The organism is Kribbella orskensis (assembly GCF_004342085.1).
GTDB lineage: Bacteria > Actinomycetota > Actinomycetes > Propionibacteriales > Kribbellaceae > Kribbella > Kribbella orskensis.
On record NZ_SLWM01000005.1, the window covers coordinates 426,615 to 446,669 of the forward strand.

The following is a 20,055-nucleotide window of genomic DNA, read 5'->3' on the forward strand; positions in this document are numbered from 1 at the left end:
GTGTCATGATCCGCAGATGGAACTGTGGACGCTTGGGGAATTGGCGGAACGGGTGGAGGCGGCGCTGGCCGACTACCCGGGCCAGGTCAATGGCCGGGTGCGTGCCGTTCCGGACGGGCGGGTGATCCGCTGGTACACCACCATCGGCCTGGTCGACCGGCCGGCCGAGATGCGGGGCCGCACCGCTCTCTACAGCCGCCGCCATCTGCTGCAGTTGGTCGCGATCAAACGGCGGCAGGCGCAGGGCCACACGCTGGCGCAGATCCAGGCCGAACTGGCGGGCGCGACCGACGAGTCCTTGCAGCCGATCGCCGCTCTCACCGCCGACCCGCCCCAGCCCACCGTCGGCACGCCCCAGCCGACCCGATCCCGCTTCTGGGCCGATCGACCGACGCCGACCCCGGAGCCGGTCGCGGCCGAGTTGGTCACCGCGATCCGACTGGCCGACGGCGTCACCGTGGTGCTCGATCAGGCGGCCACCACCACCCCGGATACCGCACGACTGGCCGCTGCCGCCGCTCCGCTGCTCGCCGAGCTGGCCCGGCAGCGGCTGCTCACCCGACCGTCAGGAGATGCGACATGACCGTTCTACCCACTGTCGGCCCGGCTGAACTGCGGGACGACGCCGACGACGCCGGCCTGGGCGCGCTGCAGACCGAGCGAGGAAACCTGCCGCTGGAGCGGATCGACGTCCACGCCACCATCACCGGCCTGGTCGCCCGGACCGTGCTGACCCAGGACTTCCACAACCCGCATGACGTCCCGCTGGAGGCGACGTACATCTTCCCGCTGCCCGATCGGGCCGCGGTGACCGGTCTGCGGATGACAGCCGACGACAGAACCGTCGACGCCGAACTCCAGGAGCGTGCCGAGGCCCGTGCGACGTACGACGCGGCGCTGGCTGCGGGTCAGCGGGCGTCGATCGCCGAGGAGGAGCGGCCGGACGTATTCACCCTTCGGGTCGGGAACATCGTGCCCGGCGAGCGGGTGACAGTGCGGCTGACACTGGTCGGCCCGCTCCCGTACGAGGACGGCGAGGCGACGTACCGGCTGCCGCTGGTGGTCGCGCCGCGCTACATCCCGGGAGCACTGCTGCCGTCGCGCAGTGTCGGCGACGGCGTGGTGCCGGACACCGACGCGGTACCGGACGCCTCCCGGATCACCCCGCCGATCTTGTTGCCCGGCTTCCCGAATCCGGTCCGGTTGAGCATCCGGGCCGACGTGGACCCGGCCGGGTTGCCATTGCACGGCATCCGGTCCAGCCTGCACGCGATCGGAACACAGACCGGCGACCGGATGACCAGCGTCGCGATCAACCCGGGCGAGCGCGTGGACCGGGATTTCATCCTGAGGCTGGCGTACGGCGAGGCCGAGGTGACCGCCGCCACCTTCACGGTCGAGCCGGACCAGGAGGATGAGGGAACGTTCGAGCTGACCGTGCTGCCACCGCTCGAGGCCACCGTGCCGCGCCCGCGGGACGTCGTACTGGTGCTGGACCGTTCCGGCAGCATGAGCGGCTGGAAGATGGTCGCGGCCCGGCGGGCGGCCGCGCGGATCGTGGACACATTGACCGCTGCCGACCGATTCGCCGTGCTGACCTTCGACACTGTCGTCGAACGGCCGGCCGGGCTGCCCGAAGGTTTGTCCGACGGCACCGACCGGCACCGGTTCCGTGCCGTCGAGCACCTGGCCGGAGTGACCGCCCGGGGCGGCACCGAACTGCTCGCGCCGCTCCGGGAGGCGGCCGCGTTGCTGAGCACCGACGGCGAGCGGGACCGCGTCCTCGTCCTGGTAACCGACGGACAGGTCGGCAACGAGGACCAGATCCTGTCGGAGCTTGGTGCGACACTGGGCGGCCTGCGGATCCACACGGTGGGCATCGACAGGGCCGTGAACGCCGGCTTCCTCGGCCGGCTGGCCGGTGTCGGCGGTGGCCGCTGCGAACTGGTCGAGAGCGAGGAACGCCTGGACGAGGCACTGGACCGGATCCACCGCCGGATCGGTACTCCGTTACTCACGAACCTCGCGCTGTCGGTCGACGGGTTCACGTTGCTGGACGACTCCCTCAGCCCGGCGCGGATGCCCGACGCCTTCGCCCGTGTCCCGCTGGTACTGCGCGGGCGGTATCGCGGTTCGACCGAGAACGCCGTCGCTCGGTTGCACGGCATCACCGCCGCGGGCGAGAAGTGGCAGGTGACGGTGCCTGCGGTCCGAGCGGAGGGTGCTCTGGCCGCGGTGTGGGCGCGCAGCCATCTGCGCGACCTCGAGGACCAGTACGCCGTCGGGGCCGGTGACTCGCAGGCGCTGGAACACCGGATCGTCGCGGTGTCGTTGCGGCACCACGTGCTGTGCCGGTTCACCGCACTCGTGGCCGTGGACTCCCGGGTCGTCGCGGAAGGTGGTCCTCAGCACCGCGTGGTCCAACCCGTCGAACTGCCGTCGGGCTGGGACCTCCAACAGTTCTCCGGCCTGCAGTTCGCCGGCCCTGCCGCCGCCCGCCCGGCGGGTGACGCGGCGATGCCGTTGTCCAGGTCGCTGTCGTCCGCGCCGCTGTCGTCCGCACCGCCTTCGTACGCGTCGCCGGCGGGCCACGCGCTCGGGGCACGTAGGGCGCAGGCCGGCGGATTCCACCTCGGAATCGCGGCCTCGCGGGGGGAACTCGACCACGACGCACGGACGCAACTTGCCGCCGAGGCGCAACTGCTGCGGAACGCCGGTACACCGACGACACCGGAACGGTTGACCATCCTGTCCGACCTGGCCAGCCGCATCCTCGCCCTGATCCAACAGGTCGGACCGCAGGCCGATCCGCTGCGCGAACTCGCCGCCGCCCTGGCCACCTGCGAAGGCCCGAACCCACCCCGCGACGCCGACCTCGACGCCCTGTGGCAGCGAGCCCTGGACGTCCTGGACAAGTTCGCCGGGACACCGCCGACCCCGCACCACTTCTGGAAACGCCGTTGAACTGACTACAAGTCGTGGTTCGTCGTGGAGTCCAGCTTGTTCAAGCTGTTGGCAAGCTCGGTCCGCGACCGCACCGAAAGCTTGCGGTAGATCCGGGTCAGGTTGGCTTCCACGGTCTTGACGGACAGGAAGAGTTCGGCGGCGGCTTCTTGATTCGAGTGTCCTGATCCGACCAGCTCGGCGACTCGGCGTTCCGTTGCCGTGAGCATGGCCGTGGTGGGGTACAGCCCCACCCGGCCGGCTTCGTCGCGGGCTCGTTCCGCCCATCGCGGGATGCCCAACTGTTCAAAGGCGCCCGCCGCCGCGCTCAGCGCTTCGTCGGCCAGGCGTTTGTGTCCAGCGCGACGGTAGACCTGTCCCAGGGCCAGCCGGGACCGAGCCGCCTCGAACGGACACTCACCTCCAGGCTGATCGACAATCTTGCGAAGCTCGGTCAAGGCCTTGTCCACGTCGCCACGCGCTGCACTCAACAGGGCCTGGCAGCGGTCCGCGGCGACCGCTGCTTCCGGCCTGCCGGCCGCCCCTTGGCGTCGTAGCAGGGAGATCGCCGTCTCGACGTCCTGCAACGCGCCCACCTGGAGGGCGGCGTCGGCGAGGTCGACCGGCCACAACAGTTGCTCCAGGTCGACCAGCTTGGTGCTCGCGAAGATCTCTGCCAGTTCGCGCAGCGGCTCGAGTGCCGCGTGCCAGTTGCGAGCGGAGATCTCGATGAAGCCGAGCTGCGCCAGGAAGCCGCCAAGCCAATATCTCAACCCGCTGGTTCTCGACCGTGCTGCTGCACGCTCAGCCACCTCACGAGCCCCGTCCAGGTCGCCCGCGTATTCCTTGATCAGGATGCGGGCCATGTTCTCCTGGAGGCCGCGTTCCGTCCAGGCACCAAAGCGGTCCGCCTCGTCCAGAGCAGCCTCGGCATCACGCACCTTCGAGGCACGGATGAGGACAAGGATCAGCCAGATGTACAGGCTGGACAGATCGCCATAGCGGCCGGCTTCGATGGCCCGCACGATGGCGTCGCGGACAACTGGTTCGGCCGTCTCATCGTTCCAGGCCGCATAGAAAGCGCGGGCCCCAGCCCATTCCGCAGGGGAGAACTCGATTGACGAACTGTCGACCAGCCTTTCCATGTCGCGCAGCGTCTGCTCGGGTCGACCCACACCCCAGAGCCACTCGATGGACTGTCGCTGGTAGAGCGCTATGAGTTGGATGTCCGGTCGCTCGGCCGCGCGCGCCTCGGTGATCGCCAGCTGAGTCAGCCGCAGTGCGAGGCTGCCGTCACCCTCCATGCGGTGCTGCTCGCTGAGCATTTGCAGAATCCCGGCACGGTCCTCGCCCGGAGGTGCCAGCCGGAACGCCTGCTCGGCAAGGGACCGAGCCCCTCGCAGGTCGTCGGCCAGCCGGGCCCGCCGCGCCAGCACCTGAGCTCGCTGCTCCGCGACAGCGGCGAGCGCCGAACCTTTGTCCAGGGCTGCCCGCGCCGACAGAGCATCGCCGGCGTCGACGTAGGTATCCACAGCGCGGAGCCAGCGACGGAAGCTGTCGGCGGTATCCAAAGTGGACGGGGTGGCCAGCGCGGCTCCTTCCTGCAACTCGCCGGCCAGTTGCTGGGCTCCACGGCTCCGCGAGATCTCGGCTGCGCGTTCCAGTTCGCCGGCGACCGCTTCGTCGGGGGCGGTGATCGACTTCGACCGGTGGCGAGCGCGCTCCACCGGATCTTCGAGCTTCTCCGCGAGAACACGGTGTGTACGACGCCGTTCGTCCGGTGCGGCGGCGTCGTAGATGGCCGAAGCCAGCAGCGGGTGGGTGAAGGCGACGACCGACCCGGCACCCACGAGCGCCACGTCTGCATCCCGGGCGGCTTCGATGGCCGGCCACAGCCGAGCTTCCGCAACGATCCCTTGCAACTGCGTCACGGTAAGCCGCCCCGCCGCGGACACCAGCAAGAGGACCTCGCGTGAGTCTTGCGGTAGTCGCGCCACCCGCTCGCGGAGCAGGTCGGCCAGGCCAGGAGGTACGGGGAGGACCGGATCATGGCCGTCTTGGGCGCTCCCCCGCCAACTGGACACGTCGGCTTGCATCGCCCGCGCGATCTCCAAGGCCAGGAACGGATTCCCGCCACTTGCCCTGGCCACCCCGGCAGACATGGGCGGAGTCCATCGCGAACCCAGGCGCTTGCGAAGCAGCTGTCCTATCGCCCAGTCATCCAGCGGTGGCAACGAGAACTCGTGCCGTGGCTCGGGCAGGCAGCGGATCAAGTCGGTACCGGCGCCCGGATCCGGTCTCGTACCGATCAAGACACTCAACCGGTCGGGTTCGACGGAGATGCGGCGGAGCGCGAAGCTGAGGCTGCCGACAGTTGACTGGTCCAGCCACTGCAAGTCGTCGATGATGAGCACGACCGGCTCGGATTCGCACAGGCGTGTCAGCAGACCTCGGACAGCCAGCGGTACAGCCAAGGCGTCGACTTCTCGGCCCTCGGGTTCGGCACGCTGCAGCGCAACCGCCAGTGCGCGCCGCTGCGGACCCGGGAGGTCCTGGTCCGCGCCTTCGGGACACTGGCCGATTAGTTCGGCCAGCCCCGCGAAGGGCAATCCCCGGTCGAACTGTGTCGGGGTGACAGAAAGCACCCGTCGCCCGCGGCGCTGAGCCAGTTGATCCACGACCTTCAGCAGGCTGCTCTTGCCGGCGCCGGGCTCGCCGCTGGCGACGGCGCTTCCACCCCGGTCCAGGACGTCGCTCATGACTCGCACAGCGTCCTCGCGGCCGAACAACCCGTATGCGGCCGCCGATACCTCGTTCACAAGGGTCATCATCCTGCACCTCGTCTGTCCGGATCGAGGGTTCCGGCCGAGGGGTATCCCTGATGCCTCGAGCGCAGGCCCACGCCTAGCGTCACCGGCGTATCTCCCACCAACCCAAGGAGGAACGCCATGAGCACAAGCACCCGTCCGGCGGTCGTACTCATCCACGGCGGGTTCGTCGACGGCTCCGGCTGGCGAGGCGTCTACGACCGGCTGCGTGCCCAGGGTCACCGGGTCGCGGTCGTGCAGAACCCGACCGTGTCGCTCGAGGGCGACGTCGCCGCGACCAAGCAGGTCCTCGACGACCTCGACGGTCAAGCGGTACTCGTGGGCCACTCCTACGGTGGCGTCGTCGTCACCGAGACCGGCAGCGACCCTCGCGTCGCCGGCCTCGTGTACATCGCGGCCTTCGCCCCCGACAAGGGCGAGTCCGTGAACACCCTGATCGCGGACCCGCCGCCGGGAGCGCCGGTGCCGCCGATCCTGCCGCCCAGGGACGGCTATCTGTTCCTGGACCGGGAGAAGTTCCACGACTCGTTCGCCGGAGACCTGCCGGCCGACGAGGCGGCGTTCATGGCCGACTCACAGCTCCCGTGGGGCGTTGGCGCGCTCGGCGGCACGGTCACCGAACCCGGCTGGCGGCTCAAGCCGAGCTGGTACCTGGTCGCCGGCGACGACCGCATGATCCCGCCACCGGCACAGCGGGGCATGGCCGAGCGGGCCGGCGCATCGGTCCGTGAAGTTCCAGGCAGTCACTCGGTCTACGTGTCCCAGCCCCAGGCGGTCGCCGACCTCATCCACACCGCCGTCGAGTCCCTCGTTCGTTGACAGCATCCCTGGTGGGTCGCAGGCTGCAGGAACGGGCGGTGTAGACCGAGCGGAGGCAGCATGCGGTACGGGATCTACTTGCCTAACCAAGGCGCGTTCGCCGACGTGGGGGTGCTCGTTGAGTTGGCCCACGCGGCGGAAGCGGCTGGGTGGGACGGGTTCTTCATCTGGGATGAGTTGCTGCCGCTGTATGCCCACAACGAAGCGGTTCGGGCCACGCTCGGGGAATCCCACGACGCGGCCGACGCGATGGTGGCGCTGACAGCGGTGGCGGCCGCGACCGAGCGGATTCGGTTCGGCAGTCTCGTCACCGCGGTGGCTCGATTAAGACCGGAGGCCTTGCTCGCCAGGCGGCGACGCTCGACCAACTGTCAGGTGGTCGGCTGATACTCGGCGTCGGTCTCGGCCATCCGGACGACCAGTTCACCGCGTTCGGGCTCGACGTGGACCTGCGCACCAGGGCGGCGATGGTCGACGAATTCCTGGACCTGGTGAATCAGCTGTGGAGCGGCGAACCGGTGGAGTTCAACGGCAAGTACTACGCCTGCCACGGTGTCGCGATGGCGCCGACACCGGCACAGCGTCCGCGGATCCCGATCTGGATCGGCGCCGGCGGCTCGTACCGCGCACCCCGTCGCCGCGCAGCCCGCTGGGACGGCTTCGCCCCGGCCAGTGAGCAATGGCCGGTCGAGCTGATCCCGCCGGAGACCTACGCCGAGATCGCCGACGACCTCCGCGCCGCAGGAGCCCCCACTTCGCAGTACGACTTGGTCCTGATCGGCAACGGTGACGCGTCCGAGCCGACGCCGGCCGCGATCCCGGAGTACGAGCGCTCTGGTGTCAACTGGATCCTGGTCCAGGCGCTCACGGTCGCCGACGCCAAGGCCCGCATTCTCTCCGGGCCGCCCGGTGGCGAGGTGATGCCGGCAGGTTCAGACTGACGGTATGAGTGAGCCCATTCGCGTATTCAGGCCGGGTGATCTGGTGGCGGCAGACCCGACCTCGGGGATGCTGCGGAGCCGGGCGTTCGAACTTCCCATCCTGTGGGCCGGCCGCGTCGAGACCGCTCCGGGCGCGATCTCCGGATGGCACCACCACGACCTCAACGAGTCGAGCCTGTACGTCGTGTCGGGCGTGCTCAGGCTGGAGTTCGAAGGCAGCGACGACTACCTCGACGCGGTCGCCGGCGACTTCGTCCACGTCCCCGCCTACACCGTGCACCGCGAGAGCAACCCCACCGACGAGCCCTCCGTCGCCATCATCGCCCGGGCCGGCGGCGGCATCCCCACCGTGAACGTGGACCCGCCGTCGACCCGCTTCAGCTGATCAGGGCATCTGCTCGTAGGCAGGGAGGGTGAGGAAGTCGATGTAGTCGTCGGCGAGGGCTACCTCGAGGAAGGTCTTGCGGGCCTCGGCGTAGCCGTCCGGGTCGTCGAGTTTGGCGATCTCCTCGTCGGCGATCTGGGTGACGAGGTCGCCGGTGACGGTGGTGCCGGTGTCGAGGACGACCTGGTTGTGGCGCCACTGCCAGATCTGCGAGCGGGAGATCTCGGCGGTCGCGGCGTCCTCCATCAGGTTGAAGATGCCGACCGCGCCGGTGCCCTCGAGCCAGGCGGCGAGGTACTGGATCGCCACGCTGACGTTGTTCCGCAGGCCCGCCTCGGTCACCTCGCCCGGCGTCGACGCCACGTCCAGCAACTGCTCGGCGGTGACGTGGACGTCTTCGCGGAGCTTGCCGAGCTGGTTGGGCTCGGAGCCCAGCACCGAGGTGAAGACCGTCTTGCAGATGTCGACCATGCCCGGGTGCGCGACCCAGGAACCGTCGAACCCGTCGCCGGCCTCGCGCGTCTTGTCCGCCTCCACCTTCGCGAAGGCCTGCTCGTTCACCGCCGGGTGCTTGCTCGGGATGAACGCCGCCATCCCGCCGATCGCGTGCGCCCCGCGCTTGTGGCACGTGCGGACCAGCAGTTCGGTGTAGGCCCGCATGAACGGCACCGTCATCGTCACCGAGTTCCGGTCGGGTAGCTGGAAGTCCGTACCTCGGGTTCGGTACGTCTTGATCACGCTGAACATGAAGTCCCAGCGCCCCGCGTTCAACCCGGCCGAGTGCTCGCGCAGCTCGTACAGGATCTCCTCCATCTCGAACGCCGCCGGGTACGTCTCGATCAGCACGGTCGCCCGGATCGTGCCGCGCGGGATGCCGAGGAACTCCTGCGCCAGCACGAACGCGTCGTTCCACAGCCGCGCCTCGAGGTGCGACTCCATCTTCGGCAGGTAGAAGTACGGCCCCTGCCCGCGGTCGAGCTGCAACTGCCCGCTCGCCGCCAGGTAGAGCGCGAAGTCGACGAGCGAACCCGACGCCATCTCGCCGTCCACCAGCAGGTGCTTCTCCGGCAGATGCCAGCCGCGCGGCCGGACCACGATCGTGGCGAGCTCCTCGTCCGGCTTGAGCTGGTACGACTTGCCCGCCTCGCTGGTGAAGTCGATCTTCCGGTTGATCGCGTCGAGCAGGTTCAGCTGACCGCCGACCACGTTCGCCCAGGTCGGCGTGTTCGCGTCCTCCTGGTCCGCGAGCCACACCTTGGCGCCGGAGTTCAGCGCGTTGATCGTCATCTTCCGGTCGGTCGGCCCGGTGATCTCCACCCGCCGGTCCACCAGCCCCGGCGCCGGGTCGGCCACCCGCCAGGACGGGTCGTCCCGGACGCTCGCGGTCTCCGGCAGGAAGCCGAGCGAACCACCCGCGGCGATCTCGGCGACCCGCTCCCGCCGCTTGTCGAGCAGCTCCAGCCTGCGGCCGTTCAGCTCCCGGTGGAGCAACCCGATCAGTTCCAGAGCCCGCTCGCTCAGGATCTCGTCGTACCGCTCGTGCATCGGTCCAAGGATGTCGACTGACACAGACAACTCCTGTCTCCGGTGGTGTCCCACCAACTCAGCTCAGAACCACGACTTCGTGATCGGTCACGCGCGCTACTTCGACCGTAATCCAGCCGTCCTCGACGCTCACGTCGGCCTCCCGCCGGCGACCAGCAATTCGGCCCGCTCGCGCTCGAACGGCAGCCGGATCGTGAACGGTCCCGCGGGTGTCAGCTCCTGCAGCCGCCCCTGCCAGGCGCCTCCCTGGTCGAGGTTCACCAGGTGCAGCACGATCGTCTGGCCCTGCCGGTAGAGATGGCAGTCGAGCACGCCCGCTCCCTCCACCGACAGCGGGATGGTGCCGCGCGCGGCCCAGCGGACCAGGTTCGCCAGCAACCGGCCGTGGTCCGGATGGTGGTACCGCGCGTACAGCCGATCGAGATCCGCCGCCAGATACGCGACCCGGGACGACGACCGCAGTCTCGAGATGGCCTGGGCAAGCCCTGTGGAGGACAATGTGAATACGTATACACGCGCGTCGGCAGGAGGTCAACGGCACAGAACGAACGGGCTGAACATGAGACTCTCTGCAAGAGCGCGCACGGCGACTACGGGAGGGAACGACGATGGGCGGTACTGGACGGCCACCGACGAGCAGGGATCTGGCGCGATTGGCGGGTGTCTCACAGGCCACGGTGTCCCGGGTGCTGACGAACAGCCCACGCGTCTCGCCCGACACCCGGGCCCGGGTGCTGCAGGTGCTGAAGGACGCGAACTACACGCCGAACGCGCTGGCCCGGGCGATGAAGACCGGGCGGACCGACACCATCGGCGTCTTCATGACCCGGGTGACGAGCCCGTTCCACGCCGCCCTGCTGGACGAGATCGGCCGGCTGCTCAGCGAGGTCGGCCTGCACATGATCCTGTGGAACATCGAGCACGACCCGGAGGAGACCGTCAGCGAGGTGATCCAGCAACGACTCGTGGACGGCTTCATCCTGACCTCGGCGACCTACGACTCGAAGCTGCACAGCATGGCCATGGCCTCCGGTACGCCGACCGTGCTGCTGCACCGCGGCATCGACGGGCTCGACTGCGACCAGGTCGTCGGCGACAACTGGCAGGGCGCCTTCGACGCCGGCCGGTACCTGGTCGAGGCCGGCCACCGCGACATCGGCCTGGTCACCCTGGAACACACCGGCAACACCTCCCGCGACCGCGACCTCGGCTTCCGCGCGGCGCTCGCGGAGGCCGGGGTGCCGATCAAGGAGCGCAACGAGATCAGCACCGGGGTCTCGCACGACCACGGTCATGCCGCGGCGGTGCAACTGCTCTCTGCCGAGCAGCCGCCGACCGCCATCTACACGGTGACCGACCTGCTCGCGTTCGGGCTGCTCGACGGTGCCCGCGCCCAGGGGGTCAAGGTTCCCGAGGACGTCTGGGTGATCGGGTTCGACAACACCGACCTGGCGTCCTGGGAGGCGTTCGACCTCACCTCCGTGAACCAGCCGATCCACGCGATCGTCGAGCAGGGCATAGACCTGCTGCGCCGCCGGATCGGCGATCCGGCGGCGGAGACCACCATCATCAACCTGCCGTGCCAGCTGGTGGTCCGTGGCTCGACGGCCAACACCGTCATCGGCTGAAACTGCCTGGCGGTGACGCGCCCGGCAAGGGACGGCAGCACCCCGCGTCCGGGGTACGGATTATGAATTTCTTGTTTCGGCGCGGGCCCGGGAGATCGTCGAGGAGGAGGGCATCACCGTGATCGGCTACTCAGCGATCCTGCAGCAGTGGCAGGACGTCGCGTAGTACGGCCGCATGCTCCTCGGGCTTGGCCAGACCCATATTCATCGTGTTCACGCACAGGTGGGTGGCGCCGAGCTCACGCCAGCCGTCGACGAACGCCGGCCACTCCTTCTCGGGCACCGCGCCGAGACTCAGGCGCGCCTCGATCCCGACCTCGGCGGGGCCCCGGCCGGCCTCGACCGCGGACGCGCGGATCAGCTCGACCTGGGCACGGGCTTTCTGATCCGGCGGGCTCTGCGGCATCCACCCGTCGCCGATCCGCCCGGTACGCCGGAGTACGGCATCGGCACTTCCGCCGAACCAGACCGGGATGTTCCGGCGCGGCGGCAGCGGGTTGAGCCCGGCCTCGACGACCTCGTGGAAGCGACCCTCGTAGCTGATCACCGGCTCGGCCCAGAGCTTGCGCAGCACGTCGACCTGCTCGGTAAGCCGGGCGCCGCGCTGCTCGAAGGGGATGCCGAGCGACTGGTACTCGACCTCGTTCCAGCCGATGCCGACGCCGAGCCGGAGGCGGCCACCGCTGAGCACATCGACCTCGGCGGCCTGCTTCGCGACGAGCGCGGTCTGCCGTTGCGGCAGGACGAGCACACCGGTGACGAGCTCGAGCGAGGTGGTGATGGCGGCGAAGTACCCGAACAGGACGAAAACCTCATGGAACAAGGACTTGTCGGTGTATCCCTTCCAGCCTGGCCGGTTCGCCGGGCTCGCGCCGAGCACGTGGTCGTAGGCGAGGGCATGGGTGTAGCCGGCACTCTCGACGGTCAGGGCCCAGTCGCGGACCACCGCCGGATCCGGACCGATCTCCAACTGCGGGAAGACGGCACCGATCCTCATGCGCTCACTCCTGCCAGCAACGTGATCAGCCCTTCCACTGCCTGCTCGAACGGTTCCTCGGAGTCCGCTGCCCGCGCCAGCACGTAACCACCCTGGAGTACCGCGGCGATGGTGGCCGCCGTCTTGGTGGCGTCCAGCGCGGCTGGGTACTCGCCCTTCTTCTTGCCCTCGGCAATGATCTCGGCGAGCCGGGTGCGGAGCCACCGGAAGGTCTCGTCGATCGGGGCGCGCAGGGCCGGATCGGCGATCACGTCGGGGTCGGAGGTCAGCCGGCCAATCCGGCACCCCCTGAGCACCTCACGGTCGCGTTCGAGGTACCGGGTGATCCGGTCGGTCGCCGTACCGCCGCTACTGAACTGCTCCTCGGCGGCCGCGCGCAACTCGGCGCCGGACCGCTCGATCGCCGCCCTGGCGAGCTCCGCCTTGCCGCTGAAGTGGTGGTACATGCTGCCCTGGCCGGCCTCCGCGGCGAGCTGGATCGCCTTCGGGCTGGTGCCGACGTAACCCCGTTCCCAGAGCAGATCCTGGGTGCTCCGGATCAACCTTTCCGCTGTCTCCACGCCGCCACTGTACCCACTCGTAGGTACAGCAAGTTCGCGACTTTTGTTACCGGCTGATTTCGGACTGTTGTCAAACCGGGGGCGGCCGGGTGACCGCCACGGGGGCGGCGGGGGGTCGACACCCGGCCGGATCTGACCCCGGCTGGTCCCAACAGATAGTCTCAGCCACCATGAGCACCCGGGTCGCTATCGCCGTCATCACCTTCCGGCGACCCGCCCTGCTCAAGTGCCTACTCGACAGCCTGCTGGCCCAGGAACTTCCGGAGGACTCCGGCTACCAGGTGCGCATCATCGTGGTCGACAACGACGACGAGGGCTCGGCGAGCGAGGTGATCGCACTCGCCGCCAAGGACGGCCGTTTCCCGGTCCAGGCGGCCGCTGAACCCGAGCCCGGCATCCCGTTCGCCCGGGAGAAGTCGGTCCAGCTCGCCTGGGACGACGACGCGCTGATCTTCGTGGACGACGACGAGGAGGCCCCGCCCGGCTGGCTGGCCACCCTGCTGGACGCGTGGGAGACGACCGGCGCCGATGTGGTCACCGGCCCGGTCAAGGGCATCCTGCCCGAGGGCGCGCCGTCCTGGAACCGGTACAGCGACGTGCACGACTCGACCGGGCGGCACCAGACCGGCGACGCGCTGAACAAGGCGTACACGAACAACACCCTGGTCGCGCGGCACGTCTACCACTCGGTGACGCCGAGCTTCCACCCCGCCTTCCGCTACACCGGGTCGAGCGACCTGCATTTCTTCCTCCGGGTGCACCGGGCCGGGTTCCGGATCGTCTGGTGCGAGCAGGCCGGGATCGAGGAGAACGTGCCGCCCGCGCGCACCACCCTGCGCTGGCTGATTCGCCGCGCCTTCCGCTCCGGCAGCGGCGACACCATCAGCCGGCTGCTGATCCGGCCGGGCGCCGGCGGCTACGCGCTGGTGCTGGCCTATTCTGTGGCCCGGATCGTGTCGGCCGCCGGTTTCGGCCTCGCCGGTCTGGTGCTGCTTCGCAAGCCGTACCTGCTGAAGGCTGTCCGCCGGTTCTTCTCGGGGATCGGCAGCCTCGCGGGGATAGTAGGAATCAACCACGACGAGTACCGGGAGCGGCACCATCCTGACGGTGACGACGCTGTGCCAGGCGATCTGGAAGCTGGAGCGGGAACTGGACCTGCTGACCTGGCAGATCAACGGCGCGCACCCGTGGCCGATCATCCGGATGCGCGTCTTCCATGAGCTGACCAGGCGCAGCGGGCTGCACGGCAACCCGCACCCGGTCCGCCGTACCCGGGCCGACCAGGCACGACTGGTCGGCCGGCACGTCGCGGGCACGGTGACCCGCAACCCGTTCCTGGCCCGCGGGCCGTTCGACGCCCTGGTGGTCCCGCACCCGCGGAAACCGGGCGGTGTCGAGATCTACACCGACCGGCTGCGCGCCGCCCTCGGGGACTCGGCGCTGGTGATCGACTCCGGCATCAACGGCACCCCGCTGGCCGGCAGCCGCAACCTCGACTTCTTCACCTCGGCCTCAGGGGCGATCCCCAGCCGCTCGGTCGACGCGCGGTGCCGCGAGATCGCCGACGCCCTGGAAGGCCTGACCGGGGTCAAGGTGCCGATCGGGGCGCTCGTCGCCCGCGAGCTCCCGAAGCACACCCGGCTCCGTGCGCTCTACCGGTCGCTGCTCAGGCGCCGGCGGATCAAGACCGTGTACGTCGTGGTCGCCTACTTCCACCAGCACATCGTCGGCGCCGCGCGTGATCTCGGGATCCGGGTGGTCGAGCTCCAGCACGGCGCGATCAGCCCGTTCCACCTCGGCTACAGCTACCCGGGCCGGCCGGTGGTGGCGGACCAGCCGGACGAGCTGTGGACCTTCGGCTCGTACTGGTCCGAGGTGGCCGAACTGCCGGCCGGGATGCGGACCGAGGTGGTCGGGGCGTCGTTCATCCAGCCGCTGTCGGAGGAGCAACTGGCGGCGAAGGATCCGCGTCGGGTGGTGTTCCTGTCGCAGGGGACGATCGGGCCGCTGCTGCTCGAGTACGCCGTCGCGGTGGCGGAGGCCCGGCCCGAGCTCGAGGTGATCTTCCACCTCCATCCGAGCGAGCGCTCCGGCGACTACCCCGCGCCCCCGTCGGTGCGGGTCTCGTCGGAGGACATCCTCGACCTGTTGGCGTCGGCCACCTACCAGGTCGGGGTGGCGACCACCGCGCTCTTCGAGGGCATGGTGCTCGGGTGCCGGACCGGCGTGGCGGATCTGCCGGGGCACGAGTACCTGGACCCGGCGATCGGGCGCGGCGACGCCGTACTGGTGCCGAGCCCCGAGGCCCTGGTGACCGGGCTGGCCACCTTGCCCCGGAGCAGCGACCCCACGGCGTACTACGCGCCCCTCGCGCTGCCGCTCTGACGTCGTACGGGGCTCGCAGTACGGGTGGGTACGGCGGGTTAAGGCGTGCGGCCGATGAAGCCCAGTAGGCGGTCCTGCAGCGGGGCGTCGGCCGGAACCACGACCTCCGGGCCGAAGACCTCGATGCCTGGGCCGAAGGCGTCCGGGGTGCGGTACATCTCGATCACCTCGGGTGGGATCGAGGAGTTGCTGGACCACAACCGCTCGACGTCGCCCGGGTCCATGGTCTCGTCCTGGCCGGTCGCCCGGGCCAGGTCCCAGCCGTGCAGGACCAGGTCGTCGCTGATCACCTGGTCGATGTGCGCCTCGGACGTCATCCGGCCGGCCGGCGTGTCGGACTCCTGCTTCGCGAGCGCCGGATCGTCCAGCACCGCCTCGACCGCGGCCCGCGCCGCCTGGAACGCCGCCAGCGGGTCCTCCTGCACGGTGGTGGCTCCGTCGAGGGATCGGCCGGCCGGTATCAGCATGTAGCCGTGCATGCCGACGATGTGGTCGACCACGTCACGCGCCGTCCACTTCTCGCACGGTGACTGGTCGCCCCACTGCTCCGGCCGCACTGCGGCGACCTTCTGCTCGAACGCCTCCGCCCGGCGGCGATAGCGCTCCGCGATCTCTTCCATCTCGCCCTCCCCTTGCACTCGGCACCCGGCGCTCGGTCGGCCGCCGTGGCTGCGAGTATGCACCTCCGCTCGGACAGTCTGAAGGCACCGCGAGGGTCGGAGTCGCCGACCTGGAACTGTCGGTGCAGCCTTCTACGCTCGCGGCCATGGAGTTGGTGGAGCTGGGGCGGACGGGGTTGCGGGTCAGTCGGCTGGGGCTCGGGTTGGCCTCGCTCGGAGGGATGTTCGCCGCGGTGCCGGAGCAGCAGGCCGTGGCCACGATCGACCGGGCCTGGGAGCTCGGCATCCGCCTCTTCGACACCGCTCCCGTCTACGGCTATGGGTTGTCCGAGCGGCGCGCCGGGCTCGCGCTGCGGGGTCGGCCGCGCGACGAGTTCATCCTGTGCAGCAAGGTCGGCCGGCTGATCGAGCCGGGCGGACCGGACATCCAGCCGATCTGGGCCGAGCCGCCGGCCGGACTCGGTCCGCGACTGGACTACTCCTACCCGGCCGTCCTCCGCTCCTTCGAGGACAGCCTCAGCCGGATGGGGATCGACCGCATCGACATCCTGCACATCCACGACCCCGAACTCGACTTCGCGACGGCATCCACCGGGGCCTTCCGCGCCCTGGCCGAGCTCCGCGGCCGCGGCACGATCCGGGCGATCTCCCTCGGGGTGAACCACGCGGACGTCGCGGCCCGCTTCCTCCGCGAGACGGGCCCGTCCGGCCCGGACTGCATCCTGCTCGCCGGTCGCTACACCCTGCTCGACCAGACCGGCGCCGACGAACTCCTCCCGCTCTGCCACAACCTCGGCGTCGCAGTACTGGCCGCAGGCGTCTTCCAGGGCGGCGTGCTCGCCGACTCCTCCGACGGAGCCCCGCACGGCTACAACACGGTCCCCAGCGCACTTGCCGCGCGCATCAGCGGACTACGCACGCTCTGCCGCCAGTACGACGTACCGCTGCTGGCCGCCGCTATGCAGTTCCCGATCGCACACCCATCCGTCCCGGCGGTGGTCGTCGGCGCTCGCAGCCCGGCCGAGATCTCCGAGGTGGCGTCCCTGCTCGACGCGGAGATCCCGGCCGACTTCTGGTCGGCGCTCGAGCGAGAAGGCTTGATCGCCGCCAGCGCGTGGGCCGGCTGAGCGACCCCGGCTCCGTACGTCCGGCAGTGGCTGGCTGACCCGTCCGGACTCGATACGCCCGGCGGGTGGGCTGGCTGATGACCGGCTGGACTGGTTACGGTCGAGGCCTGGCGACCGGGAGGGTGGACCGATGCGGTTCATGTTGTTGCACAAGTCCAACGAGGGGCTCGAGGCAGGCCAGCCACCTGACCCCGAGATGCTGGCGCGCGCCGACGCGGTGCTCGAGGAGATGCGCCAGGCCGGCGTTCTGCTCACCGCCGAGGGCCTGCTCCCGAGCTCCCGCGGCGCCAGAGTCGCCTTCCCGGACGGCAAGGAGGCCCGCGTCATCGACGGCCCCTTCACCGAGACCAAGGAACTCGTCGCCGGCGTCTCGATCATCCGCGTCGACTCCAAGGACGAAGCCGTCCGCTGGGCCCTCCGCTTCGCCGCCGCCGACCCCGGCACCGAGATAACCATCCTCGAAATCGCCGACTGACGGGCTGGCGCCCGGGACCGGCAGCCCAGGACGCCGGGTCTGCGGCCGGTGGAGGTCACCCCGGCGGACGTCCCAGGCGGAGCGTCAGGGCCAGAGCAGCCGCGGCGGTCAGACAGATGGCGGCGGTAGCGAGGATCAGCGAGCGGTAGCCGACGGTGGTGGCGATGACGGCGGCGCCGAGAGGGGCGGTCGCTCGGGCGATGGTGATGGGCGTGCTGAGGATGCCCGCGATGGTCGCGTAGTTCTGGTCGCCGTACCGGTCGAGCAGGATCGCAGGGATCGCGATCGAGGCAACGCCGAAGCCCAGACCGAACAGCACCAGACAGCCGGCCGCACCGGCGACGGTCCGGCCGATGAACGGCAGCAGTCCGATCGCAGCAGCTTGCAAGGCGATGATGGCCGCCGTGATCGACGCTATGCGCAACCACCGCTGCAACACCGTCGTAAGCACCCGGCCGGTGACCGACAACAGCCCGAGCAGGCCCGTGAGGCTCGCGGCGACGGTGGCCGAATGTCCGAGCCTGGTGAGAAACACGACCAGGTGAACCGCCACGATCGCGAGCGCCGCACCGTGCAGGACGAAGGCGAACGCGAGCAGCCAGAAGCCCAAGTCGCGGAGCACCCGGCCGGGCGAACCACTCCGGCTCTCTCGCTCGGCAACTGGCCGGGTACCGCGCAACGCGACCGCGTGCAGCGGAACGGTGACGACGGCAACGATCAGCGCGAGCACGCCCAACGCGCTACGCCAGCCGTAGGCGTGGACGAGCAGTCCGGTCAGCGGGATGAAGATCGAGCTCGCGAAACCGGCGACCAGGGTGACGCCCAGCAACGCGTTGGTCCGCTTCCCCGCAGCGGTGACCGCGACGATCACGGCGAACGCCGGCTGGTACAACACCATGGCCGATGCGGCGCCGACAGCGACGAACACCCCATAGAGCTCGAAAGCCGTCTGAACCTGCGACCACGCCAGCACCGCCGCGGCACCGAGCAATGAACCCGCGGTCATCAGGGCATGTCCACCGTGACGATCCAGCCAGCGGCCGACGGGTATCGCCAATGCTGCGCTCACCAGTACTGCGAGAGTCAGCGCGCCCGTGACCGTCGGCGCGGAGATCCCGAGGTCAGTGCTCATCGGCTCCAGCAGCACGCTGAACGCGTAGTACAGGACGCCGTAGCCGATGGTGGTGCTGACGGCCAGCGCGGCAACCACGTCAGGCCGCGCACCGCCGCGGCGACCACCCGTCCCGGCAGAACCGGTGTCGGTGACCGTCGCGGCGGTGCGGAGCATCAGTTGCAGCAGCCCTTTTGGTTGGTGGGCACGGAGTCGACGATTGTCAGGAGGCCGCCCGTGATGCCGGTGGCAAGGCCTCGGCTGGCTGGGACGGCCAGGTCAACTGCCTGCGGTGCGGGACCGCAGCAGCCGCCGGTGGACTCGGAGTCGCTGTCGCCGTAGGCGAGGTTCGAGGAGCAGACGCCGGTTTCGGGGAGGGCTAGTTGGACGTCGCGGGCCGCGGCCCAGTCGCCGGCGAGGGCGGCTACCACTGAGCGGGCCTGCTCGTGGCCGGTGGCGAGGAGGAACGTCGGGGCGCGGCCGTAGGACTTCGCGCCGATCGCGTAGTAGCCGGGCTCGGGATGGGCGAGCTCATCGGCACCGTGCGGCGGGACCGTGCCGCAGGAGTGCTGGTTCGGGTCGATCAGCGGTGCCAACGCCCGCGTCGACCCGAGGATCGGATCCAGGTCGAGCCGCAACTCCCCGACGACCCCGTGGTCAGGACGGAACCCAGTCGAGTTCACGACTGTGTCAACCACGACTCTGCGGTCGCCCGCGGCCAGCTCGACCCGGCTGTCGGCGGTCTCCGTGATCGACTCGATCCGGAAGCTGCTGACCAGCTCTACCCGGCCTGAGCGGACGAGCTTGTGGAGGCGGGAGCCGAGGGCGCCGCGGGCCGGGAGTTCGTCGGCGTCGCCGCCGCCGTAGGTGCGGGCCTGGTCGGCGCCGCGGACCACCCAGACCACCTCGGTACCGGGGACCTGCTCAGCCAGTTCGCCGAGATCCAGCAGCGTCGTCGCGGCCGAGTGACCCGCGCCGACGACCGCAGTACGGCGGCCGGCGAAGCGCTCGCGGTCACGGCCCAGCACGTCGGGAAGCGCGCGGGAGATCGACCCCGCAACGTCATCCTCGCCGCGCGCGGGAATGCCTGAGGCGCCGAGCACGTTTGGGCGGCGCCAGGTGCCGGCTGCGTCGACCACCGCCGAGGCGAGGAGCTCGGTGCCATCGGCAAGTCGAATGAGGAACGGCGCGTCCTCCCGGCCCGCAGTACGGATGCGGTCGAAGCCGAGGCGGGTCACGGCGACCACGGGCGCGTTGTAGCGGATCTTGTCGGTCAGCGGCGCCGTCTTCGCCAACGGAGCGAGGTAGGAGTCGATCAGGTCGCCGCCCGTGGGCAAGGTGTCGGGATCGGGCGCGTTCCAGCCACCCGCCTGTTCGAGCAGCCGCCGAGCGGCCGAGTCGATGCCGTAGCGCCAAGGACTGAAGAGCTTGACGTGCCGCCACTCGTCGATCGCGGCAGCAACGCCCGAACCGGACTCCAGCACCACGAAGTCGAGGCCGCGTTCGACCAGGTGAGACGCCGCGGCCAGGCCGATCGGGCCCGCGCCGATGACGACGACAGGCAGGCCGTGGAGGTCGGCCGGCACCTGCGTCCCGTGTGATTCCGGGTGGGTGACACTCATGAGTTCGTCTCCAAGCTGGGGCGTCGGCGGCAGCAGAGCCGGCACCCTGAAATAGATGGTCATCGAAAC

At 69.8% G+C, this 20,055-nt stretch carries 19 protein-coding genes; 11 read left to right on the forward strand and 8 right to left on the reverse strand.

Features of this window, described 5'->3' with window-relative positions:
- The first annotated feature begins 16 nt into the window (after window positions 1-16).
- A complete protein-coding gene (locus tag EV644_RS17440) occupies window positions 17-583 on the forward strand; it encodes a helix-turn-helix domain-containing protein (RefSeq protein ID WP_132189307.1) in 567 nt (188 codons plus the stop codon).
- Window positions 580-2,964 (forward strand): VIT domain-containing protein, encoded by a 2,385-nt coding sequence (locus EV644_RS17445; RefSeq protein ID WP_132189308.1) that lies wholly within the window; start codon window positions 580-582, stop codon window positions 2,962-2,964. The genes EV644_RS17440 and EV644_RS17445 overlap by 4 nt, the downstream gene beginning before the upstream one ends.
- 5 nt (window positions 2,965-2,969) lie before the next feature.
- Here EV644_RS17445 and EV644_RS17450 read toward each other — a convergent pair whose 3' ends face one another.
- Window positions 2,970-5,774 (reverse strand): LuxR family transcriptional regulator, encoded by a 2,805-nt coding sequence (locus EV644_RS17450; RefSeq protein ID WP_132189309.1) that lies wholly within the window; start codon window positions 5,772-5,774, stop codon window positions 2,970-2,972.
- Between the two features lie 117 nt (window positions 5,775-5,891).
- On the opposite strand from EV644_RS17450, the gene EV644_RS17455 reads away from it, so the two are divergent.
- From EV644_RS17455 to EV644_RS17470, 4 genes are read left to right on the forward strand one after another with little or no spacing between them, the layout of a single operon-like run.
- Window positions 5,892-6,590, forward strand: coding sequence for an alpha/beta fold hydrolase (locus tag EV644_RS17455; RefSeq protein WP_132189310.1), 699 nt, complete (start codon window positions 5,892-5,894; stop codon window positions 6,588-6,590).
- Between the two features lie 60 nt (window positions 6,591-6,650).
- Window positions 6,651-6,977 (forward strand): LLM class flavin-dependent oxidoreductase, encoded by a 327-nt coding sequence (locus EV644_RS47195; protein WP_132189311.1) that lies wholly within the window; start codon window positions 6,651-6,653, stop codon window positions 6,975-6,977.
- Complete coding sequence (locus EV644_RS47200; protein WP_255511321.1) at window positions 6,977-7,531, forward strand: LLM class flavin-dependent oxidoreductase; 555 nt, start codon at window positions 6,977-6,979, stop codon at window positions 7,529-7,531. The genes EV644_RS47195 and EV644_RS47200 overlap by 1 nt, the downstream gene beginning before the upstream one ends.
- 4 nt (window positions 7,532-7,535) lie before the next feature.
- On the forward strand, window positions 7,536-7,916 hold the full coding sequence (locus EV644_RS17470) for a cupin domain-containing protein (RefSeq protein WP_132189313.1): 381 nt from the start codon (window positions 7,536-7,538) through the stop codon (window positions 7,914-7,916).
- On the opposite strand, the gene aceB is transcribed toward EV644_RS17470, so the two are convergent.
- The gene (aceB, locus tag EV644_RS17475) at window positions 7,917-9,485 is read right to left on the reverse strand and encodes a malate synthase A (RefSeq protein WP_132189314.1); all 1,569 of its coding nucleotides are present in this window, start codon (window positions 9,483-9,485) and stop codon (window positions 7,917-7,919) included.
- A 105-nt stretch (window positions 9,486-9,590) separates the two neighbouring features.
- Entirely contained in the window at window positions 9,591-9,959 is a 369-nt protein-coding gene (locus EV644_RS17480) for a hypothetical protein (RefSeq protein ID WP_132189315.1), read from the reverse strand.
- A gap of 110 nt (window positions 9,960-10,069) precedes the next feature.
- On the opposite strand from EV644_RS17480, the gene EV644_RS17485 reads away from it, so the two are divergent.
- The gene (locus EV644_RS17485; RefSeq protein ID WP_132189316.1) at window positions 10,070-11,089 is read left to right on the forward strand and encodes a LacI family DNA-binding transcriptional regulator; all 1,020 of its coding nucleotides are present in this window, start codon (window positions 10,070-10,072) and stop codon (window positions 11,087-11,089) included.
- Between the two features lie 130 nt (window positions 11,090-11,219).
- Here EV644_RS17485 and EV644_RS17490 read toward each other — a convergent pair whose 3' ends face one another.
- On the reverse strand, window positions 11,220-12,086 hold the full coding sequence (locus EV644_RS17490; protein ID WP_132189317.1) for an LLM class F420-dependent oxidoreductase: 867 nt from the start codon (window positions 12,084-12,086) through the stop codon (window positions 11,220-11,222).
- The gene (locus EV644_RS17495) at window positions 12,083-12,646 is read right to left on the reverse strand and encodes a TetR/AcrR family transcriptional regulator (RefSeq protein WP_132189318.1); all 564 of its coding nucleotides are present in this window, start codon (window positions 12,644-12,646) and stop codon (window positions 12,083-12,085) included. Before EV644_RS17495 ends, EV644_RS17490 begins: the two co-directional genes overlap by 4 nt.
- Before the next feature lie 170 nt (window positions 12,647-12,816).
- On the opposite strand from EV644_RS17495, the gene EV644_RS17500 reads away from it, so the two are divergent.
- The gene (locus tag EV644_RS17500; RefSeq protein ID WP_132189319.1) at window positions 12,817-13,866 is read left to right on the forward strand and encodes a glycosyltransferase family 2 protein; all 1,050 of its coding nucleotides are present in this window, start codon (window positions 12,817-12,819) and stop codon (window positions 13,864-13,866) included.
- The gene (locus tag EV644_RS17505) at window positions 13,754-15,031 is read left to right on the forward strand and encodes a hypothetical protein (protein ID WP_241998292.1); all 1,278 of its coding nucleotides are present in this window, start codon (window positions 13,754-13,756) and stop codon (window positions 15,029-15,031) included. Before EV644_RS17500 ends, EV644_RS17505 begins: the two co-directional genes overlap by 113 nt.
- A 38-nt stretch (window positions 15,032-15,069) precedes the next feature.
- Here the strand turns inward: EV644_RS17505 and EV644_RS17510 are convergent, their stop codons facing one another.
- Entirely contained in the window at window positions 15,070-15,651 is a 582-nt protein-coding gene (locus tag EV644_RS17510; RefSeq protein ID WP_132189320.1) for a TIGR03086 family metal-binding protein, read from the reverse strand.
- Window positions 15,652-15,797: 146 nt separating this feature from the next.
- Between EV644_RS17510 and EV644_RS17515 the strand changes: the two genes are divergently transcribed.
- Together EV644_RS17515 and EV644_RS17520 are read left to right on the forward strand one after the other, a co-directional pair.
- Window positions 15,798-16,778, forward strand: coding sequence for an aldo/keto reductase (locus EV644_RS17515; protein ID WP_132189321.1), 981 nt, complete (start codon window positions 15,798-15,800; stop codon window positions 16,776-16,778).
- Window positions 16,779-16,908: 130 nt separating this feature from the next.
- On the forward strand, window positions 16,909-17,253 hold the full coding sequence (locus tag EV644_RS17520; RefSeq protein WP_132189322.1) for a YciI family protein: 345 nt from the start codon (window positions 16,909-16,911) through the stop codon (window positions 17,251-17,253).
- 55 nt (window positions 17,254-17,308) lie between these two features.
- Here EV644_RS17520 and EV644_RS17525 read toward each other — a convergent pair whose 3' ends face one another.
- Both EV644_RS17525 and EV644_RS17530 read right to left on the reverse strand, forming a co-directional pair.
- Window positions 17,309-18,541 carry an MFS transporter gene (locus EV644_RS17525; protein WP_132189323.1) on the reverse strand — a complete coding sequence of 411 codons (1,233 nt, stop codon included), beginning with the start codon at window positions 18,539-18,541 and terminating at the stop codon, window positions 17,309-17,311.
- Window positions 18,541-20,049, reverse strand: coding sequence for an NAD(P)-binding domain-containing protein (locus EV644_RS17530; RefSeq protein ID WP_241998294.1), 1,509 nt, complete (start codon window positions 20,047-20,049; stop codon window positions 18,541-18,543). Before EV644_RS17530 ends, EV644_RS17525 begins: the two co-directional genes overlap by 1 nt.
- Window positions 20,050-20,055 lie beyond the last annotated feature (6 nt).

Excerpts from the sequence above, each read along its gene's own strand:
- EV644_RS17440 (WP_132189307.1), top strand. The coding sequence starts at position 17 with ATGGAACTGTGGACGCTTGGGGAATTGGCGGAACGGGTGGAGGCGGCG.
- EV644_RS17445 (WP_132189308.1), top strand. The coding sequence starts at position 580 with ATGACCGTTCTACCCACTGTCGGCCCGGCTGAACTGCGGGACGACGCC.
- EV644_RS17450 (WP_132189309.1), bottom strand. The coding sequence starts at position 5,774 with ATGATGACCCTTGTGAACGAGGTATCGGCGGCCGCATACGGGTTGTTC.
- EV644_RS17455 (WP_132189310.1), top strand. The coding sequence starts at position 5,892 with ATGAGCACAAGCACCCGTCCGGCGGTCGTACTCATCCACGGCGGGTTC.
- EV644_RS47195 (WP_132189311.1), top strand. The coding sequence starts at position 6,651 with ATGCGGTACGGGATCTACTTGCCTAACCAAGGCGCGTTCGCCGACGTG.
- EV644_RS17470 (WP_132189313.1), top strand. The coding sequence starts at position 7,536 with ATGAGTGAGCCCATTCGCGTATTCAGGCCGGGTGATCTGGTGGCGGCA.
- EV644_RS17485 (WP_132189316.1), top strand. The coding sequence starts at position 10,070 with ATGGGCGGTACTGGACGGCCACCGACGAGCAGGGATCTGGCGCGATTG.
- EV644_RS17490 (WP_132189317.1), bottom strand. The coding sequence starts at position 12,086 with ATGAGGATCGGTGCCGTCTTCCCGCAGTTGGAGATCGGTCCGGATCCG.
- EV644_RS17500 (WP_132189319.1), top strand. The coding sequence starts at position 12,817 with ATGAGCACCCGGGTCGCTATCGCCGTCATCACCTTCCGGCGACCCGCC.
- EV644_RS17510 (WP_132189320.1), bottom strand. The coding sequence starts at position 15,651 with ATGGAAGAGATCGCGGAGCGCTATCGCCGCCGGGCGGAGGCGTTCGAG.
- EV644_RS17515 (WP_132189321.1), top strand. The coding sequence starts at position 15,798 with ATGGAGTTGGTGGAGCTGGGGCGGACGGGGTTGCGGGTCAGTCGGCTG.
- EV644_RS17520 (WP_132189322.1), top strand. The coding sequence starts at position 16,909 with ATGCGGTTCATGTTGTTGCACAAGTCCAACGAGGGGCTCGAGGCAGGC.
- EV644_RS17525 (WP_132189323.1), bottom strand. The coding sequence starts at position 18,541 with ATGCTCCGCACCGCCGCGACGGTCACCGACACCGGTTCTGCCGGGACG.
- EV644_RS17530 (WP_241998294.1), bottom strand. The coding sequence starts at position 20,049 with ATGACCATCTATTTCAGGGTGCCGGCTCTGCTGCCGCCGACGCCCCAG.